General features: G+C 67.3%; 11 protein-coding genes and 1 tRNA gene. 6 read left to right on the forward strand and 6 right to left on the reverse strand.

Translation table 11 applies throughout. The features are described 5' to 3' along the window. Positions 1-446 precede the first annotated feature (446 nt). The gene (locus METRZ18153_RS0101080; RefSeq protein WP_020162992.1) at positions 447-2,456 is read right to left on the reverse strand and encodes a UvrD-helicase domain-containing protein; all 2,010 of its coding nucleotides are present in this window, start codon (positions 2,454-2,456) and stop codon (positions 447-449) included. Positions 2,457-2,582: 126 nt separating this feature from the next. On the opposite strand from METRZ18153_RS0101080, the gene METRZ18153_RS0101085 reads away from it, so the two are divergent. Then, complete coding sequence (locus METRZ18153_RS0101085) at positions 2,583-4,910, forward strand: Tex family protein (protein ID WP_029143470.1); 2,328 nt, start codon at positions 2,583-2,585, stop codon at positions 4,908-4,910. A gap of 323 nt (positions 4,911-5,233) precedes the next feature. On the opposite strand, the gene METRZ18153_RS0101090 is transcribed toward METRZ18153_RS0101085, so the two are convergent. After that, positions 5,234-5,914 (reverse strand): DUF4197 domain-containing protein, encoded by a 681-nt coding sequence (locus tag METRZ18153_RS0101090; protein WP_020162994.1) that lies wholly within the window; start codon positions 5,912-5,914, stop codon positions 5,234-5,236. A gap of 14 nt (positions 5,915-5,928) precedes the next feature. On the opposite strand from METRZ18153_RS0101090, the gene METRZ18153_RS0101095 reads away from it, so the two are divergent. The 5 genes from METRZ18153_RS0101095 to METRZ18153_RS0101115 are packed head-to-tail and all read left to right on the forward strand — an operon-like array spanning position 5,929 to position 11,702. Continuing rightward, on the forward strand, positions 5,929-6,453 hold the full coding sequence (locus METRZ18153_RS0101095) for a TlpA disulfide reductase family protein (RefSeq protein ID WP_232415937.1): 525 nt from the start codon (positions 5,929-5,931) through the stop codon (positions 6,451-6,453). A gap of 8 nt (positions 6,454-6,461) precedes the next feature. Beyond that, entirely contained in the window at positions 6,462-7,688 is a 1,227-nt protein-coding gene (locus METRZ18153_RS0101100; protein WP_020162996.1) for an efflux RND transporter periplasmic adaptor subunit, read from the forward strand. Positions 7,689-7,690: 2 nt separating this feature from the next. After that, a complete protein-coding gene (locus tag METRZ18153_RS0101105) occupies positions 7,691-8,914 on the forward strand; it encodes an ABC transporter permease (RefSeq protein ID WP_020162997.1) in 1,224 nt (407 codons plus the stop codon). 10 nt (positions 8,915-8,924) lie between these two features. Continuing rightward, positions 8,925-9,611 carry an ABC transporter ATP-binding protein gene (locus METRZ18153_RS0101110; protein ID WP_020162998.1) on the forward strand — a complete coding sequence of 229 codons (687 nt, stop codon included), beginning with the start codon at positions 8,925-8,927 and terminating at the stop codon, positions 9,609-9,611. A gap of 57 nt (positions 9,612-9,668) precedes the next feature. After that, on the forward strand, positions 9,669-11,702 hold the full coding sequence (locus METRZ18153_RS0101115; protein WP_020162999.1) for a site-specific recombinase: 2,034 nt from the start codon (positions 9,669-9,671) through the stop codon (positions 11,700-11,702). A gap of 9 nt (positions 11,703-11,711) precedes the next feature. Here METRZ18153_RS0101115 and METRZ18153_RS0101120 read toward each other — a convergent pair whose 3' ends face one another. The 4 genes from METRZ18153_RS0101120 to METRZ18153_RS0101135 form a co-directional block, all read right to left on the reverse strand. Next, positions 11,712-12,758 (reverse strand): NYN domain-containing protein, encoded by a 1,047-nt coding sequence (locus tag METRZ18153_RS0101120; protein WP_020163000.1) that lies wholly within the window; start codon positions 12,756-12,758, stop codon positions 11,712-11,714. Positions 12,759-13,046: 288 nt separating this feature from the next. Then, positions 13,047-14,054 carry a DUF6976 family protein gene (locus tag METRZ18153_RS0101125; protein WP_020163001.1) on the reverse strand — a complete coding sequence of 336 codons (1,008 nt, stop codon included), beginning with the start codon at positions 14,052-14,054 and terminating at the stop codon, positions 13,047-13,049. 17 nt (positions 14,055-14,071) lie between these two features. Then, positions 14,072-14,806 (reverse strand): hypothetical protein, encoded by a 735-nt coding sequence (locus tag METRZ18153_RS0101130; protein ID WP_020163002.1) that lies wholly within the window; start codon positions 14,804-14,806, stop codon positions 14,072-14,074. A gap of 212 nt (positions 14,807-15,018) precedes the next feature. Beyond that, positions 15,019-15,103: transfer RNA gene (locus tag METRZ18153_RS0101135), tRNA-Leu, on the reverse strand. Positions 15,104-15,135 lie beyond the last annotated feature (32 nt).

Genomic DNA, 15,135 nt, shown 5'->3' on the forward strand with positions numbered 1-15,135 from the left:
ACCGCTGCAAGGAAGAAGCCCGCCGATCGGCGGGCTTTTTTTCGTCCATCGCGGGCGACGTGAGTGCGCAACTCCTGCTTTCGGCTGCCTTTCGACACAGGAGTTCGTCGGCAGCGGCGTGGGTCGACGCCGGCGGACTGCAGCGGCCGCGTCGCGGTCAGAAGACCGCTCCTACAGGGGTGCTGCGCCCTATCCAAGACCTGAGCTCGGGACGGGGTTCTGTGGGAGAGGCCTTCTGACCCGGGCAGCGGCGTGGATCGAAGCCGGCGGACTGCTGCGGCCGTGTCGCGGTCAGAAGACCGCTCCTACAGGGGTGGTGCGCCCTATCCACGGCCTGAGCGCGGGACGGGGTTCTGTGGGAGAGGTCTTCTGACCCCGACAGCGGCCTGGATCGGAGCCCGCTGTCTGTAGCGACCGCCTCGCGCGCGAAGTGAGCGCGACGCCGGTCAGCCGCCCGCCGGCCCCTTGCCTGCCAGCAGTGCTTTCATCGCCTCCAGCCGCGCGACGTTGGTGGCGCGGTCTTCGGCGGTCGGGGCGGCACCGTCCTTCTTCGGCCGCTGCACGTCCTCGCCCATTTCGGCGATGAAGCGCGACGGCTCGCAGTCGCGCGATTCGCGGCCGCTTTTGCGCCGTTCGCAGTGACTCAGCGTCAGCGTGCGCTGGGCGCGGGTGATGCCGACGTACATGAGCCGTCGCTCTTCCTCGATCTTGCCGCCGTCGATGGACTCGCGGTGCGGCAGGATGCCTTCCTCCAGGCCGATCAGGAACACGTGCTTGTACTCCAGGCCCTTCGACGCGTGCAGCGTCGATAGCTGCACCGCGTCGCGTTCCTCGCCGTCGTCGCGCTTGTCCAGCATGGTGATCAGCGCGACGGTCTGCGTCAGCTCCATCAGCGTTTTGCCGTCCTCCTCGCCCTTGCGGCCCATCCAGTCGACGAATTCGCGCACATTGTTCCAGCGCGTTTCCGCCTCCTTCGGCTCGAACTGTTCGAACAGCCAGGTTTCGTAGCCGATGCCGCGCAGCAGGTCTTCAAGCAGGAGGCGCGGCGCCTCGGTGCGGGCGCGCCACTCCAGCCGGTTGATGAAGTCGCCGAATTCGCGCAGCGGGGTCAGCGCCCGTGCCGGCAGCGCCTGCTCGGCGCCGGTTTCGAACATCGCCGCGAACAGGCCGATGTGGCGCTCGCCAGCGTAACGGCCGAGCGCCTCGAGACTCATGCCGCCGATGCCGCGCTTGGGCGTCGTCACCGCGCGGATGAAGGCCGGGTCGTCGTCGCCGTTGGCGATCAACCGCAGATAGGCCATCACGTCCTTGATTTCGGCACGGTCGAAGAAGCTCTGGCCGCCGCTGATGACGTAGGGAATCTTCTGCTCGCGCAGCGCCGTTTCGATCACCCGCGCCTGGTGGTTGCCGCGGTAGAGCACCGCGTAGTCGCTGAACTTGCCGCGGTGTTCGAACTTGTGCGAAGCGATGCGCATCGCGACGCACTCGCCCTCGTGCTCGGCGTCGCGCGCCACCATCAGCGTGATCGGGTCGCCGCGGCCCATGTCGGACCACAGCTTCTTGTCGAACAGCTTTTCGTTGCGCGCGATCAGCGTGTTGGCGGCCGACAGGATGCGCTGCATCGAACGGTAGTTCTGTTCGAGCTTGATCACTTTGAGCTTCGGGTAGTCGGTCTGCAGATTGCGCAGATTCTCGACATCGGCGCCGCGCCACGCATAGATGGCCTGGTCGTCGTCGCCGACCGCGGTGAAGGCGCCGCGATGGCCGGCCAGCAGCTTGACGATCTGGTACTGGCAACTGTTGGTGTCCTGGTACTCGTCGATCAGCAGATAGCGCAGCCGGCGCTGCCAGCGTTCGAGCAGTTCTTCGTCGCTGGCGAGCAGGCGCGCCGGGATGCCGATCAGGTCATCGAAATCGACCGCCTGGTAGGCGCGCAGCGTGCGCTCGTATTCCTCGTAGACGCGGGCGGCCAGCGCCTCCATCTCGTCGGCAGCGTGCGAAGCAGCGGCCGACGGCGGCAGCATGGCGTTCTTCCAGCCCGATATGCGCGACACCAGCGCGCGCAGCCGCGACTTCTCGGTTTCCTTCGAAATGTCGGACACGATGGCGGTCGCATCCGACGAATCGAGTATCGAGAAGGCGGGCTTCAGCCCGGCCGCCTTCGCTTCGGTGCGCAGCATCTTCACGCCCAGTGCGTGAAAGGTGGAAATGTTGAGCTGCTTGCCGGCACGGCCTTCCAGCAGGTGCGAGGCGCGCTCCTGCATTTCCTTGGCCGCCTTGTTGGTGAAGGTGATGGCCGCGATGTTGCGCGGATCGAAGCCGCACTCCTGCACCAGATAGGCGATCTTGCGCGTGATGACGCGGGTCTTGCCCGAGCCGGCACCGGCCAGCACCAGCAGCGGGCCGTCGAGATACTTCACCGCCTCGCGCTGAGGCGCGTTCATGTCGGACAGCATGGGATGCAGTCACCGCCCGGACGGGCAGCGCACCAATCGATGGAGTGCCGGGATTGTACCGGCTTGCGGCATGCGCCCCGCGTGGGTATGGTTCGCGCCTTCGCCAGCCGTTCCTGCCTGTCTCACATGCTCCCACCGATCGAACAGCGGCTCGCCGCAGAACTGGGCGCACGCCCGCAACAGATCAACGCCGCCGTCGCCCTGCTGGACGAAGGCGCGACCGTGCCCTTCATTTCGCGCTATCGCAAGGAAGCCACCGGCGGTCTCGACGACACCCAGCTGCGCCTGCTCGAAGAGCGCCTCGGCTATCTGCGCGAGCTGGAAGAGCGCCGCGTCGCGGTGATCGCCAGCATCGACGAACAGGGCAAGCTCACGCCGGCGCTGCGCGCCGAGATCGAGAACGCCGACAGCAAGCAGCGGCTGGAGGATCTGTACCTGCCTTACAAGCAGAAGCGCCGCACCAAGGCGCAGATCGCGCGCGAAGCCGGCATCGAGCCGCTGGCCGACGCGCTGCTCGCCGATCCGACGCTGACCCCGGACGTCGAGGCCGCGAAGTTCCTGAATGCCGAAGCCGGCTTCGCCGACGCCAAGGCGGTGCTTGACGGCGCGCGGCAGATCCTGATGGAGCGCTTCGCCGAGAGCGCCGAGCTGGTCGGCGCGCTGCGCGACTACGTGGCCGAACACGGCGTGGTCGTCGCCACCGTGGCCGACGGCAAGGACAACGACGCCGAGGCGGCCAAGTTCCGCGACTACTTCGCCTACCGCGAAAAGCTGGCCGACATTCCGTCGCACCGCGCGCTGGCGCTGTTCCGCGGTCGCAACGAAGAGGCGCTGCGGGTGAAGCTGGCGCTGGACACCGACCCGGAAGACGGCAGCCGCTCGCCCGAACCCAATCCCTGCGAACGTCGCGTCATGACGCACGCCGGCATCCGCGACCAGGGCCGTGCCGCCGACCGCTGGCTGGTCGATACCGCGCGCTGGACCTGGAGCGTCAAGCTGTCGGTGCATATCGAACTCGACCTGATGGGCGAGCTGCGCAGCCGTGCCGAACTGGAGGCGATCCGCGTGTTCGCCAAGAACCTGAAGGACCTGCTGCTGGCCGCACCGGCCGGCCCGCGCGTCACCATGGGCCTGGACCCCGGCATCCGCACCGGCGTGAAAGTGGCGGTGGTCGACGCCACCGGCAAGCTGGTCGACACCGCCACCATCTATCCGCACGAGCCGCGCCGCGACTGGGACGGCTCGCTGCACGCGCTGTCCGCACTGGCGCAGAAGCACGGCGTGCAGCTGATCGCCATCGGCAACGGCACGGCCAGCCGCGAAACCGACAAGCTGGCGGCTGACCTGATCAAGCTGAAGCCGGAACTGGCGATGACCAAGATCGTCGTGTCGGAAGCGGGTGCTTCGGTGTATTCGGCGTCGGAACTGGCGGCGAAGGAATTCCCCGGTCTCGACGTGAGCCTGCGCGGCGCAGTGTCGATCGCCCGCCGGCTGCAAGACCCGCTGGCCGAACTGGTAAAGATAGACCCCAAGGCCATCGGCGTCGGCCAGTATCAGCACGACGTGAGCCAGACCAAGCTGGCGCGCTCGCTTGACGCGGTGGTCGAGGACTGCGTGAACGCGGTCGGCGTGGACGTGAATACTGCGTCCGCCCCGCTGCTGGCGCGCATTTCCGGTCTGAACTCGACGCTGGCGCAGAACATCGTCGCCCATCGCGACGCGCACGGCGCCTTCCCGTCGCGCAAGGCCCTGCTGTCGGTGCCGCGCCTCGGCGACAAGACTTTCGAACAGTGCGCCGGCTTCCTGCGCATCATGAATGGCGACAATCCGCTGGATGCTTCGGCGGTACACCCGGAAGCCTATCCGGTGGTCGAGCGCATCCTGGCCGACGTGCAGAAGAAGGCGCGCGAACTGATCGGTGACGCCGCCACGGTGAAGAAGCTGTCGGCGCAGAAATACACCGACGAGCGCTTCGGCCTGCCGACCGTGCAGGACATCCTGCGCGAGCTCGAAAAGCCGGGCCGCGACCCGCGCCCGGAGTTCAGGACGGCGAGTTTCCGCGACGGCGTCGAGGACATGAAGGACCTCGAACCCGGCATGCAGCTCGAAGGCGTCGTGACCAACGTGACCAACTTCGGCGCCTTCGTCGACATCGGCGTGCACCAGGACGGCCTGGTGCATGTGTCGGCCATCGCGAATCGCTTCGTCAAGGACCCCGCCGAGGTGGTGAAGGCGGGCGACATCGTCAAGGTGAAGGTGGTCGAGGTCGACCTGGCACGCAAGCGCATCGCGCTGACCATGCGGCTGGGCGACGAAGTGGTGAGGAAGCCGGCTGGCGGAAGCCGCGACAGCCGCGGCGCCCGCCCCGACCCGCGGGCAATGGCGAAGGCCAAGGAAGCGCCGGCTGCCAACAACGCGCTGGCCGCGGCATTCGCGAAGGCTGCGAAGCGCTGAGGGTGGCGCAGGCGCGACATCCGCGAGCGCCGGCTGGATTGAAGCCGGCGACTCGCAGCAGCCGCGTCGCGGCCAAAGCCGCTCCCACAGGGACGGCGCTTCTTATTGCTCGCGGGGCGGGGGCTTGTGGGAGGGGTCTTCTGACCCCGACAGCGGCCTGGATCGAAGCCGCCCGACTGCACAACCGCCGCGTCGCGGCCAAGGCCGCTCCCACAGGGATAGTGCCGGACCTGTAGCTGGAGCCGGGGTTGTGTGGGAGCGAGCTTGCTCGCGATTGCGGCGCCGAACAGGGCCACCATCGCAAAAGCCTGCGCAGACCGCGCCTAGCGCAGCGCGCCGAACACCTTCTTCGCCAGACTGCCGGCAGCGCCGACCGGGTTCTTGCGGATCGCCTTCTCCTCTTCGGCCACCATCGTGAACAGGCCGTCCAGCGTCTTCTGCGTCACGTAGTTGTCGAGGTCGGCGTCTTCCTTGCTTATCACGCCGTACTGCGCGCCCTTGGACGCGAATTTCTCGTAGGTCTTGGCCAGGCCCACCTTGTCCATCGCCTTCTGCACGATGGGTTTGAAGCGCTCCTTCAGCTGGGCCGAGGTCTTGCCCTTGAAGTATTCGGTGCCCGCCGTGTCGCCACCGGTCAGAATCTTCTTCGCGTCCTCGACGCTCATGTCCTTGACTGCGCCGACCAGCAGTTCCTTCGCTTCCGGTACCGCCGCCTCGGCGGCACGGTTCATCGCGGTGATCAGTTCGTCGGCCTGCTTCTTCATGCCGAAGGTGCGCATCAGCTTTTCCGCCTGACGCAGGCCGTCCGGCATCGGAATCTTCACCTTGGCGTTCTTCAGGAAGCCGTCCTGCTTGCCCAGCAGGTCGACTGCCTTCGACGCCCCCTGGGTCAGCGCCTCCTTCAGGCCACCACCGGCGTCCTTGTCCGACAGGTCGGACAGTGACAGTGCCCACACCTGGGTGCACATGACAAGACACGCCACAAAACCGACAATCGCACGCATGGTCGAAGCCCTCAGTGTTTGAACGAATGAAGATTATGGATCGCAAATGGGTATCACCGTTAGTGTTGCTGGCGCTGATTGCAGTGGTGTGGCTGCTGCGCGGTACCGGTCATCCGGAGCAGGTGCCGGCACTGCAGGTCGCGCTGCTGGACGGTGGCCAGATCGACCTCGGTCACGCTGATGGAAAAGTGCGTCTGGTGAATTTCTGGTCCACCTCCTGCGGCCCCTGCATCAGGGGCATGCCGGGCTTGGCGGACACCCATCGCCGGCATGCCGCGCGCGGTTTCGAAGTGGTGGCGGTCGCCATGTCCTACGACGCGCCGAGCCATGTGCAGGATTTCGCGCAGCGCGAAAAACTGCCGTTTCGCGTAGGCTTCGACCCGGTCGGCGCCCTTGATCGCGGCTTCGGCGGCATCCGCGCGACGCCGACCAGCTTCCTCGTCGACCGCGATGGCCGCATCGTCAAACGCATCATCGGTAACCCGGATCACAGACAGCTCGACGCGCTGATCGACACACTGCTCCCGCCCGCTTCCTGACCCCTTCAATGAAAACCCGTCACCTGATCGCACTGCTGCTGGCCGCAGCGGTGCTCGTCGCATGGCTGTTCTGGCCGCGCGGCATCGCCGTCGATGTCGTCAAGGTCGAGCGTTCGCCACTGACCCAGAGCGTGGTCGCCACCGGCCGCATCGCCACACCGTCGCGCATCGAACTGGGCACGCAGATCACTGCCATCATCGATGAGGTGACCGTGCGCGAGGGCGCGGCGGTCAAGGCGGGTGATCTGCTTGTGCGGCTGCGGGCGACCGACGCCGACGCGGCAGTCGAACAGGCGCGCTCGCAGATTGCCGAAGCGCAGGCGCGTTTCACCCAGCTCGACGCGGTGGGCCTGCCGGTGGCCGAACAGGCGGTGAAGCAGGCGGAAGCGAATCTGCGCGTGGCCGAGGCCGAGTATCAGCGCGCACAGGCGCTGGTGGCACAGCAGTTCTTCTCGCCGTCGAAACTCGATGAGGCGGCGCGCCAGCTCGACACCGCGCGCGCCCAGCTGCGCACCGCGCAGGCCCAGCGCGACGCCAACACACCGCGCGGTGCCGAGCGTGTCAGCGCGCAGGCGCGGCTGGCGCAGGCGCATGCCGCGCTCGAATCTGCACAGGCACGGCGCGACCTGCTGACGCTGCGCGCGCCGGTCGATGCGCTGGTGATCGCGCGCGACGCCGAGCCGGGCGACGTCGCCCAGGCCGGCCGCGCGCTGCTGACGCTGGCCGAGAATGGCGAAACGCGCATCTACGCGACGCTGGACGAAAAGAACCTGCGCTATCTGCGGCTCGACGCGCGCGCACAGGCGGTGGCCGATGCCTTCCCCGGCCAGCCCTTCGATGCCGTCGTCTATTACCTGTCGCCGGCCATCGACGCCCAGCGCGGCACGGTCGAGGTGCGGCTGCGCGTGACTGAGCCGCCGGCCTTCCTGCGGCCGGACATGACGGTGTCGGTCGAGGTGGTGATCGGTCGCAAGGAGCAGGCGTTGTCGCTGCCGCTGGAGGCGGTGCGCGAGGTCGACAGCGCGGCGCCCTGGGTGCTGGTCGCGCGCGACGGCACGGCGGCGAAGCTGCCGGTGAAGATCGGCCTGCGCGGCGTCGGTCGCGTCGAAATCACCGACGGACTGGCCGAAGGCGACGTCGCCATCATGCCGGCCGGCGGTGCGCTCGATGGCGATCGCATCCGCATCAAGCCGGCGCGCGGCGCGCCGGGCCCGACGCCCAATCTCGGCCGCTGAAGATGGCGCGGCCCAAGCTTCCGTTCGAGTTCCTGGTCGCGCTGCGCTTCCTGCGCGAGGGGCGCATGCAGACCGCGCTCATCCTGCTCGGCGTGACCGGCGGCGTGGCCGTCATCGTGTTCCTGTCGCAGCTGATATCGCAGCTGCAGGCCACCATCATCGACCGCGTGCTGGGCAGTCAGGCGCACGTCGTGATGCGGCCGCTGGAGGAAGTGAATCTGCGTGCTTCGACCGACCCGGCCAGCTCCGTGCTGATCGAGCCGCGCGCGCAGCGCCTGCGTTCGATCGACCAGTGGGAAGCGATGGTGAAGCTGGCCGAAGCACAGCCGCGGGTGGTCGCGGTGTCGCCAGTGGTGAGCGGTCCGGCCTTCGCGCTGCGCGGACGCGCCAGCAAGTCGGTCGCGCTGGTCGGCGTCGAGCCCGACCGCTATCGCCGCATCGTCAAGATGGACACCTACATGACGCGCGGGCAGTTTCAGGTCGACGGCACGAACGCCATCATCGGCATCGAACTGGCGAAGGATCTGGGCGTCACGGTGGGCGACAAGATGTTCCTGCGCGCTGCCGGCGGTCGCGACGAACTGCTGCAGATCACCGGCCTGTTCGACATCGGCAACAAGGACCTGAACCGGCGCTGGGTGTTCACGACGATGAAGCTGGCGCAGTCGCTGCTCGACCTGCCGGGTGGCGTGTCGAACATCGACATCACGGTGGCCGACATCTTCGACGCGCAGGAGGTGAGCGAACGGCTGCAGGCCGGCAGCGGCCTGACGGTCGAAAGCTGGATGACCACCAACTCGCAGCTGCTGGCCGCGCTGCGCAACCAGACCGTATCGAACAACCTGATCCGCGGCTTCGTCATCGTCATCGTGGCGCTCGGCATATCGAGCGTGCTGGTGGTGAGCGTGGTGCAAAAGCAGAAGGAGATCGGCATCCTGCGCGCGATGGGCACCAGTTCTAACCGCGTGATGGGCATCTTCCTGCTGCAGGGCGGACTGGTCGGTTTCGTCGGCGCGCTGTCCGGTGTCGCGCTCGCCTGGGGTCTGCTGCAGTTCTTCTCCAGCGTCTATCGCACCGGCGACGGCGCGCCGCTGTTCCAGCCGCAGCTGGACACCGGCATCGCGCTGTCGGCGGCGCTGATCGCGCTGGTGGTCGGCGTGCTGGCGGCGCTGATTCCGGCGCGGCGCGCGGCCAAGATGGACCCGGTGCAGGCGATTCGTGCATGAGGCGCGGCGCATGAACGCCATCGTATCGCTGCGGGGTCTGCGCAAGTCCTATGGCATCGGCACGCCGGTGGAAACCGAAGTGCTGCACGGACTCGATTTCGAACTGGCCGAAGGCGAGTTCTGTGCGCTGATCGGCCCCAGCGGCTCCGGCAAGAGCACGCTGCTCAACCTGATCGGTCTGCTCGAACGCCCGACCTCGGGCGAGCTCGCGATTGCCGGCAGCGAGACGCGCGGCCTGAGCGAACAGGCGCTGACCGTGCTCCGCGGCCGTCATATCGGCTTCGTATTCCAGTTCCATCATCTGCTGCCGGCCTTCAGCGCGCTGGAAAATGTCATGATGCCGTCCATCATCGAGCACGGCATTGCCACCGCGCAGGCGGAGGCGGTGGCCTTCGACCTGCTGGATCGCGTCGGCCTGAAGGGGCACGAGCACAAGAAGGCCAATCAGATGTCGGGCGGGCAGCAGCAGCGGGTGGCGATCGCGCGCGCTTTGTCACTGTCGCCGCGGCTGATACTGGCCGATGAACCGACCGGAAATCTGGACACTCACACGGCGGATGATATTTTTGCGCTGCTGCGCGAATTCAATCGCGAACGCGGCAGCGCCTGCCTCATCGTGACGCACGACCCGCGGCTGGCGGCGCGCTGCGACCGCCGCATCGAACTGGTCGATGGCCGCATCGCCCGCGGCGACTGAACGCCGCGCGGGGCGACGCGCCGACCCCGATCCACATTCCGCTATTCCGCTTCGATCATGACGACACACAGCACTGCCTACGTCGCCGAACTGACTGCGCTGCTCGAAGAGGTGGCGCGCCACACCAACGACACCACCGGCGAGCGGCTTGCCCGGTTGATCACGCTGATGCGCCCCGGACGACGCGACGGCGTCGAGGTTGCCGAGTCGCGTTTCCGCGCGCTGCTGCGCCTGCTCGGTGCGCGAGCGGAACTGGCGAGCGCGCTGTCAGCCCATCTGAACGCGGTGCTCGCCGCGCGCATGCACCGCACGCTGTACGCCGAATCCGGCGTGCTCGCCAACCAGGGTTTCTTCAGCGGTCTGAGCAGCCGCCTGCTCGGCCGCATGCTGCCGCCGGCGGTCGATGCCGACTTCCTGCGCGACCTGTTCAGCGAGGTGTTCGACGACGCCGGCGATGGCGAATGGATGAGCGCCATTCCGCGCGAGGACTGGCAGATGCTGTTCGATCTGTTGCAGGTGACCGGCGACGCCTTCGCGCCGGCGCGTCGCCAGATCCGGCACGAGCTGTTCGAAGCGATGCGCATGGCGTCGCACCGGCTGGCGGCGCTCGGCATGGAGCCGGCGTTGCTGCGCTATCTGCCGGCGCTGGCGCGGCACGAGTCGCCCTTCCTCGCGCAGAGCGACGAGGTGCGCGCTTTCATCGCCCGCCACACCGACAGCGACGAGGTGCTGCCGCACGACGGCCACCTCGAAGTGCTGCTCGAACAGTGCGTGAGCTATGTCGATACGATCCGGCGTCGTTCGCGCGAGGCGGGCGTCGGCGTGAACCTGGTGTTCGTGCTGGCGCGCATCGAACAGATCGTCGCCCGGCTGCGTCTGCTGCGCATGCTGGTGCTGCCCGATCCGGCCGTCGATGCGCCGACCCTGCGCGCCCGCGCGATCGATTTCTTCCTCTGCCTGGTGCGCCAGGAAACCCGCCGCAACAGCGTGCGCGACCTGTTCTCGGGTACCACCGAACTGCTGGCGCGGCGCGTGACCGAACAGGCGAGCAAGTCGGGTGAGCACTACGTGACCGAAAGTCGCAGCGAGTTCTTCGGCATGTTCCGCGCCGCCGCCGGCGCCGGCCTGATCATCGGCTGCATGGCGCTGATCAAGATCGTGACCGGCAAGCTCGGCCTGCCGCCGGTGTGGGAGGCGGTCGTGCACAGCCTCGACTACGGGCTGGGCTTCGTGCTGATCCACATCCTGCACCTGACCGTTGCCACCAAGCAGCCGGCGATGACCGCCGCCACGCTTGCCGCCGCGCTCGACGGCAAGCAGAACCGCGACGCGCGCCTTGGCGTGCTGGCGGATCTGGCCGCCCAGGTCAGCCGCACGCAGTGGATATCGATCGCCGGCAATGTGTCGATCGGCTTCCTGACCGCGATGTCGATTGCGATGGTCGGCGGCACCTTCCTCGACTGGCACCCGGTCGATCCGGTCAAGGGCGCGCACCTGCTGCACGACCTGAATCCGCTGCTCAGCCTGGCCATTCCGCACGCGGCGATCGCCGGCGTCTTCCTCTTCCTCAGCGGTCTGATTTCCGGCTACTACGACAACCAGTCGCTGTATCACCGGGTGCCGGAGCGGCTGCGGCGCGTGAAATGGCTGCGCGCGCTGCTGGGTGAAGCGCGGCTAAACCGGCTGGCCAACTATGTTGAACACAACCTCGGTGCGCTGATGGGGAATTTCCTGTTCGGCTGCATGCTGGGCAGCACACCCATCATCGGGCAGTTGCTGGGGCTGCCGCTGGACATCCGCCACGTCGCCTTCGCGTCGGCCAATCTCGCCTACGGTACGCATGCGCTCGGCTTCGATCTCGACTGGCACACCATCGCGGTCGGTGCGCTCGGCGTGATGCTGATCGGCCTGACCAACCTCATCGTCAGCTTCAGCCTGGCGATGAAGGTGGCGCTGCGCTCGCGCGGCATCGAGCCCGAAGATACGCGCGGCCTGTCGGTCAAGCTGGCCCGTCGCTTCCTGACGCGGCCGCGCGACTTCTTCTGGCCGCCGCGGCAGGACTCGACCGCCGCCGACGAAGTGCGCAGCTGAGGCCGGCGCTCAGGACTGCGGCGCTTCGCCTTCCGGCTTGCGGGTCCGGCTGCGGCGCGGCGCGCGCGGCTTCGCCGGTTTGGCTTCGGTCGACTCGACCGTCGCTTGCGCGGCAGCAGGGGGCGCTTCGGTCGGCGCGGGCGTCACCGTCTCGGCGGCCGGCTTGGCCTTGCGTTGCGGGCGGCTGCGGCGCGACTTCGCCGGCGCCTCGGTCGCGGCCTCCGGTGCGGCGTCCGGCGCCGGTTCCGGCAACAGTTCGAGCTGCTTGTCGGCCGCACGTTCGATCAGCTGCACCTGCGCCTGACCGTTGTCGCCCTTGCGCAGGCGGAACAGTTCCGGATGGCTTTCCAGCAGGCCGGACAGGCTGGCGTGGCCGTAATCCTTGTGACTGAAGCCGGGTTCGTACTGGCGCACGATCTGGCCGACGCGGCCGATGCCAGCCCAGCCGCTGTCCTCGTCGGTGGCCGACCGGATGCCCTGCGACAGCAGTTCGAGGATCTGCGCGTCCGGCTGCGCGTTGCGCGGCCTGCGCGGTGCCTGTTCGGGGCGCGCGGCGCTGCTGCCGGACGATGCCGCAGGTTTCTTCTTCTGCGCCGAAGCCGGCGGCGACGCGCGCATGTCGTCGGTGAACACGAACTCCTCGCAGGCGCGCTGGAAGGCGACCGGCGTCGTACGGCGGCCGACACCCATCACGAACAGGCCGCTTTCCTGGATGCGGCGGGCCAGCGAAGTGAAGTCCGAATCGCTGGACACGATGCAGAAGCCATCGACCAGGCCGGAGTGCAGCAGGTCCATCGCGTCGATGATCATCGCGCTGTCGGTCGCGTTCTTGCCGCCAACGATGCGGAACTGCTGGATAGGCCGGATCGAGTGGTCCAGCAGATGGGCTTTCCAGCTGGTCATGTTGGGCGAGGTCCAGTCGCCGTAGATGCGGCGCACGGTGACGCGGCCACGCGAGGCGGCGGCAAGCAGGACGGGCTGGATCAACGAGGGCTGCGCGTTGTCGGCGTCGATGACGAGGGCGAGGCGGCGCGGCTGGGAGGAGGAGTCGTTCATGCGGAATGCGATGCGGGGCGGGAAAGCGGCATGCTACGCCAATCGGCGCCGACCGCGGATCGGGCGAGGGTTCTGTGGGAGGGGTCTTGACCCCGACGGCGCCCTTAATCGAAGTGCAGCTGCCGCGTCGCGGCCAAGGCCGCTCCCCCCGGGAGGTGCCTCCGGCCCACAGCCGGCGCCGGGACAACGGTTCTGTGGGAGGGGTCTCGACCCCGACGGCGGTCTCAATCGAAGCCGGCTCTCTGCGGCGGCCGCGTCGCTGCCAGGGCCGCTCCCACAAGAGCGCTCTCAGCCCTCGATGGTCAGATAGACCAGCGTCTGGTTCAGCAGCTGGTAAGCCACTTCGCCGAAGGTCATCGGGCCGAGCATAGCCGGCACGCGCTTGCCTTCGAGCTCGCTGTACAGATAGTTCAGCACGCAGTTGCAGCTGAAGCCTATCGGGCCGGTCTGCCCGGGCAGCGCGGTGTGGAAGGCGCTCACGTAGTCCGGCACCGGCGCCGCGAAGCGGTATTCGATGTCGTCGAACACCGGCGCGTAGAAATCGACCGTGCCCTTGTTGGCATCGACCGACTTGATGCTCACGTTGATCATCGCGCCGCTGTAGTCGGCCACCAGCGGCAGCTTGGTGTCGATCGCGCGCGAACTCACGTACTGCGCGAAGTTACCCGGCTGGCCGTTGATCAGGCAGTCGGTTGCGCTGAATCCCTTGGCCGGGAAGCGGATGCGGTCGCCTTCGCCCTGTGTGAACAGGTTGATGATGTCGATCTGTGCGTACTTGTTCTCGGGCAGCGGGACGTGCATGACCAGTGCGCGCTCGCCATCGAATTCCAGTGTCTCGCCGTTGACCACCAGCGGGCTGGCGCGACCGAGATCCGACAGGTGAATGCCGGAGATCCAGCCGACCAGCGGCTTCAGGTACATGTCCTCGTAGCCCGGCGCGTTGCGTGCGAACAGCGAATGCACAGCCGAAAACGCCGGCATCACGATGATGGAAAAGCCGTTCTCCGGCGCGTCGGCGCAGACGCGTTCGAGGCTGATCTGGTCGTAGAAGCGGATCATCGGCAGGCCGTTGATCACCGGCACCTGCGCGACGTAGAGCTGGTCGCGCGTGGTGACGCCGCCGTCCTGGCCCATGAAGTAGGGAATGGTGCCGCCTATCCAGTGGCCGCGCGGCAGTTGGCGCAGCAGCGCCTCGTCGCCGGCGACGCTGAAATGACCGCCGCCGCGGATCAGGGCCGTCGCCTCGGACAGCCCCATCATGCGTCCGCTCACGGCGGACGTGTTCTGAGTGGTCATGTAGGTCCGTCCGGGAATCAGTGCGTGCGCAGTTGCGCCAGTTCGTGGCCGAGCATGCGGGCGTTCTTGACGAAATAGCGGTGCAGTTCGCGCAGCTTCAGCATGCGCACCTCGTCGTCGGTGATCACCTCCATCTGGCTGCGCAGTCGCGTCATCAGCAGCTTCAGGCTGAGCGCGCGGATGTCGATGTCGCGCTGGCCCTCGATCAGCTGCAGCCAGACCGGATCGGCCACGTCGGGAATATCGTCGTCGGACGCCGCGGCCGGCGGCGCACTGGGATCAGCCGCGGGCTGTATCGCTGCCGCGGCGGATGCCTTCGACGGCTCGGCGATCGCCGCCTTGCCCTGGTCGAGCGCGAACTTGAATTTCCACAGTTCCTGCAGCGGAATGCCGGTGATGGCACAGATGCCGTTCAGCGAAACACCCTCGTTGAACAGTGCGAACACCTGTTTGGACAGCGCCTGCGAGAAGGGCATGTCGGCCGGGCCGGCCCACGGCAGCGAGCTGAGATCGGCGTTGGGCGGCGCCAGCACGCGCAGATGACAGCGCCAGCCGGCGAGATCGATGTGACGCCAGACGCGCTCCGCCGCCTCCGGCTCCTGCTTGCGCGCCAGGCCGAACCAGCCGCGCTGAACTTCGAGGCCTATCCATGCGTCGATGCGGCGGGCACCCGGATCGAAACGGAAATCGCGTACCGTCCACGGTTCGTTCAACTGCAGCAAGCGTCCCAGCAGGACCTTGTCCAACGCCATCGCTGTCTCCTTCTCCGACCTCGTCCGCCTCCCGCTCGTAGTCAGGAAGTCTTGATTTGGGTTGATTGGCTCGGAATTGCGACGCGCATAGTAACAAAGCGCGTGAAACGGCAGCAGCGCACTGCAGCACGGTAGGCTGCGGGCAATTTGAATGACATGGAACAATCCCGATCCGGACGGTTCGGGATGAGCACCGGAAGGTGCTGAAGGTGTGGTGCGCGGAGAGAGACTCGAACTCTCACGCCTTGCGGCACTGCCCCCTCAAGACAGCGCGTCTACCAATTTCGCCACCCGCGCACTTGGGTAGGGGCGCGAATATACAACAAAAA

Origin of the sequence: Methyloversatilis discipulorum (assembly GCF_000385375.1) — a bacterium.
Taxonomy (GTDB): domain Bacteria; phylum Pseudomonadota; class Gammaproteobacteria; order Burkholderiales; family Rhodocyclaceae; genus Methyloversatilis; species Methyloversatilis discipulorum_A.

What these genes read in the sequence shown, in the direction of transcription:
- METRZ18153_RS0101100 (WP_020162996.1), top strand. Translation starts at nt 6,462, where the DNA reads ATGAAAACCCGTCACCTGATCGCACTGCTGCTGGCCGCAGCGGTGCTC.
- METRZ18153_RS0101110 (WP_020162998.1), top strand. Translation starts at nt 8,925, where the DNA reads ATGAACGCCATCGTATCGCTGCGGGGTCTGCGCAAGTCCTATGGCATC.
- METRZ18153_RS0101090 (WP_020162994.1), bottom strand. Translation starts at nt 5,914, where the DNA reads ATGCGTGCGATTGTCGGTTTTGTGGCGTGTCTTGTCATGTGCACCCAG.
- METRZ18153_RS0101125 (WP_020163001.1), bottom strand. Translation starts at nt 14,054, where the DNA reads ATGACCACTCAGAACACGTCCGCCGTGAGCGGACGCATGATGGGGCTG.
- METRZ18153_RS0101130 (WP_020163002.1), bottom strand. Translation starts at nt 14,806, where the DNA reads ATGGCGTTGGACAAGGTCCTGCTGGGACGCTTGCTGCAGTTGAACGAA.
- METRZ18153_RS0101080 (WP_020162992.1), bottom strand. Translation starts at nt 2,456, where the DNA reads ATGCTGTCCGACATGAACGCGCCTCAGCGCGAGGCGGTGAAGTATCTC.
- METRZ18153_RS0101120 (WP_020163000.1), bottom strand. Translation starts at nt 12,758, where the DNA reads ATGAACGACTCCTCCTCCCAGCCGCGCCGCCTCGCCCTCGTCATCGAC.
- METRZ18153_RS0101085 (WP_029143470.1), top strand. Translation starts at nt 2,583, where the DNA reads ATGCTCCCACCGATCGAACAGCGGCTCGCCGCAGAACTGGGCGCACGC.
- METRZ18153_RS0101105 (WP_020162997.1), top strand. Translation starts at nt 7,691, where the DNA reads ATGGCGCGGCCCAAGCTTCCGTTCGAGTTCCTGGTCGCGCTGCGCTTC.
- METRZ18153_RS0101115 (WP_020162999.1), top strand. Translation starts at nt 9,669, where the DNA reads ATGACGACACACAGCACTGCCTACGTCGCCGAACTGACTGCGCTGCTC.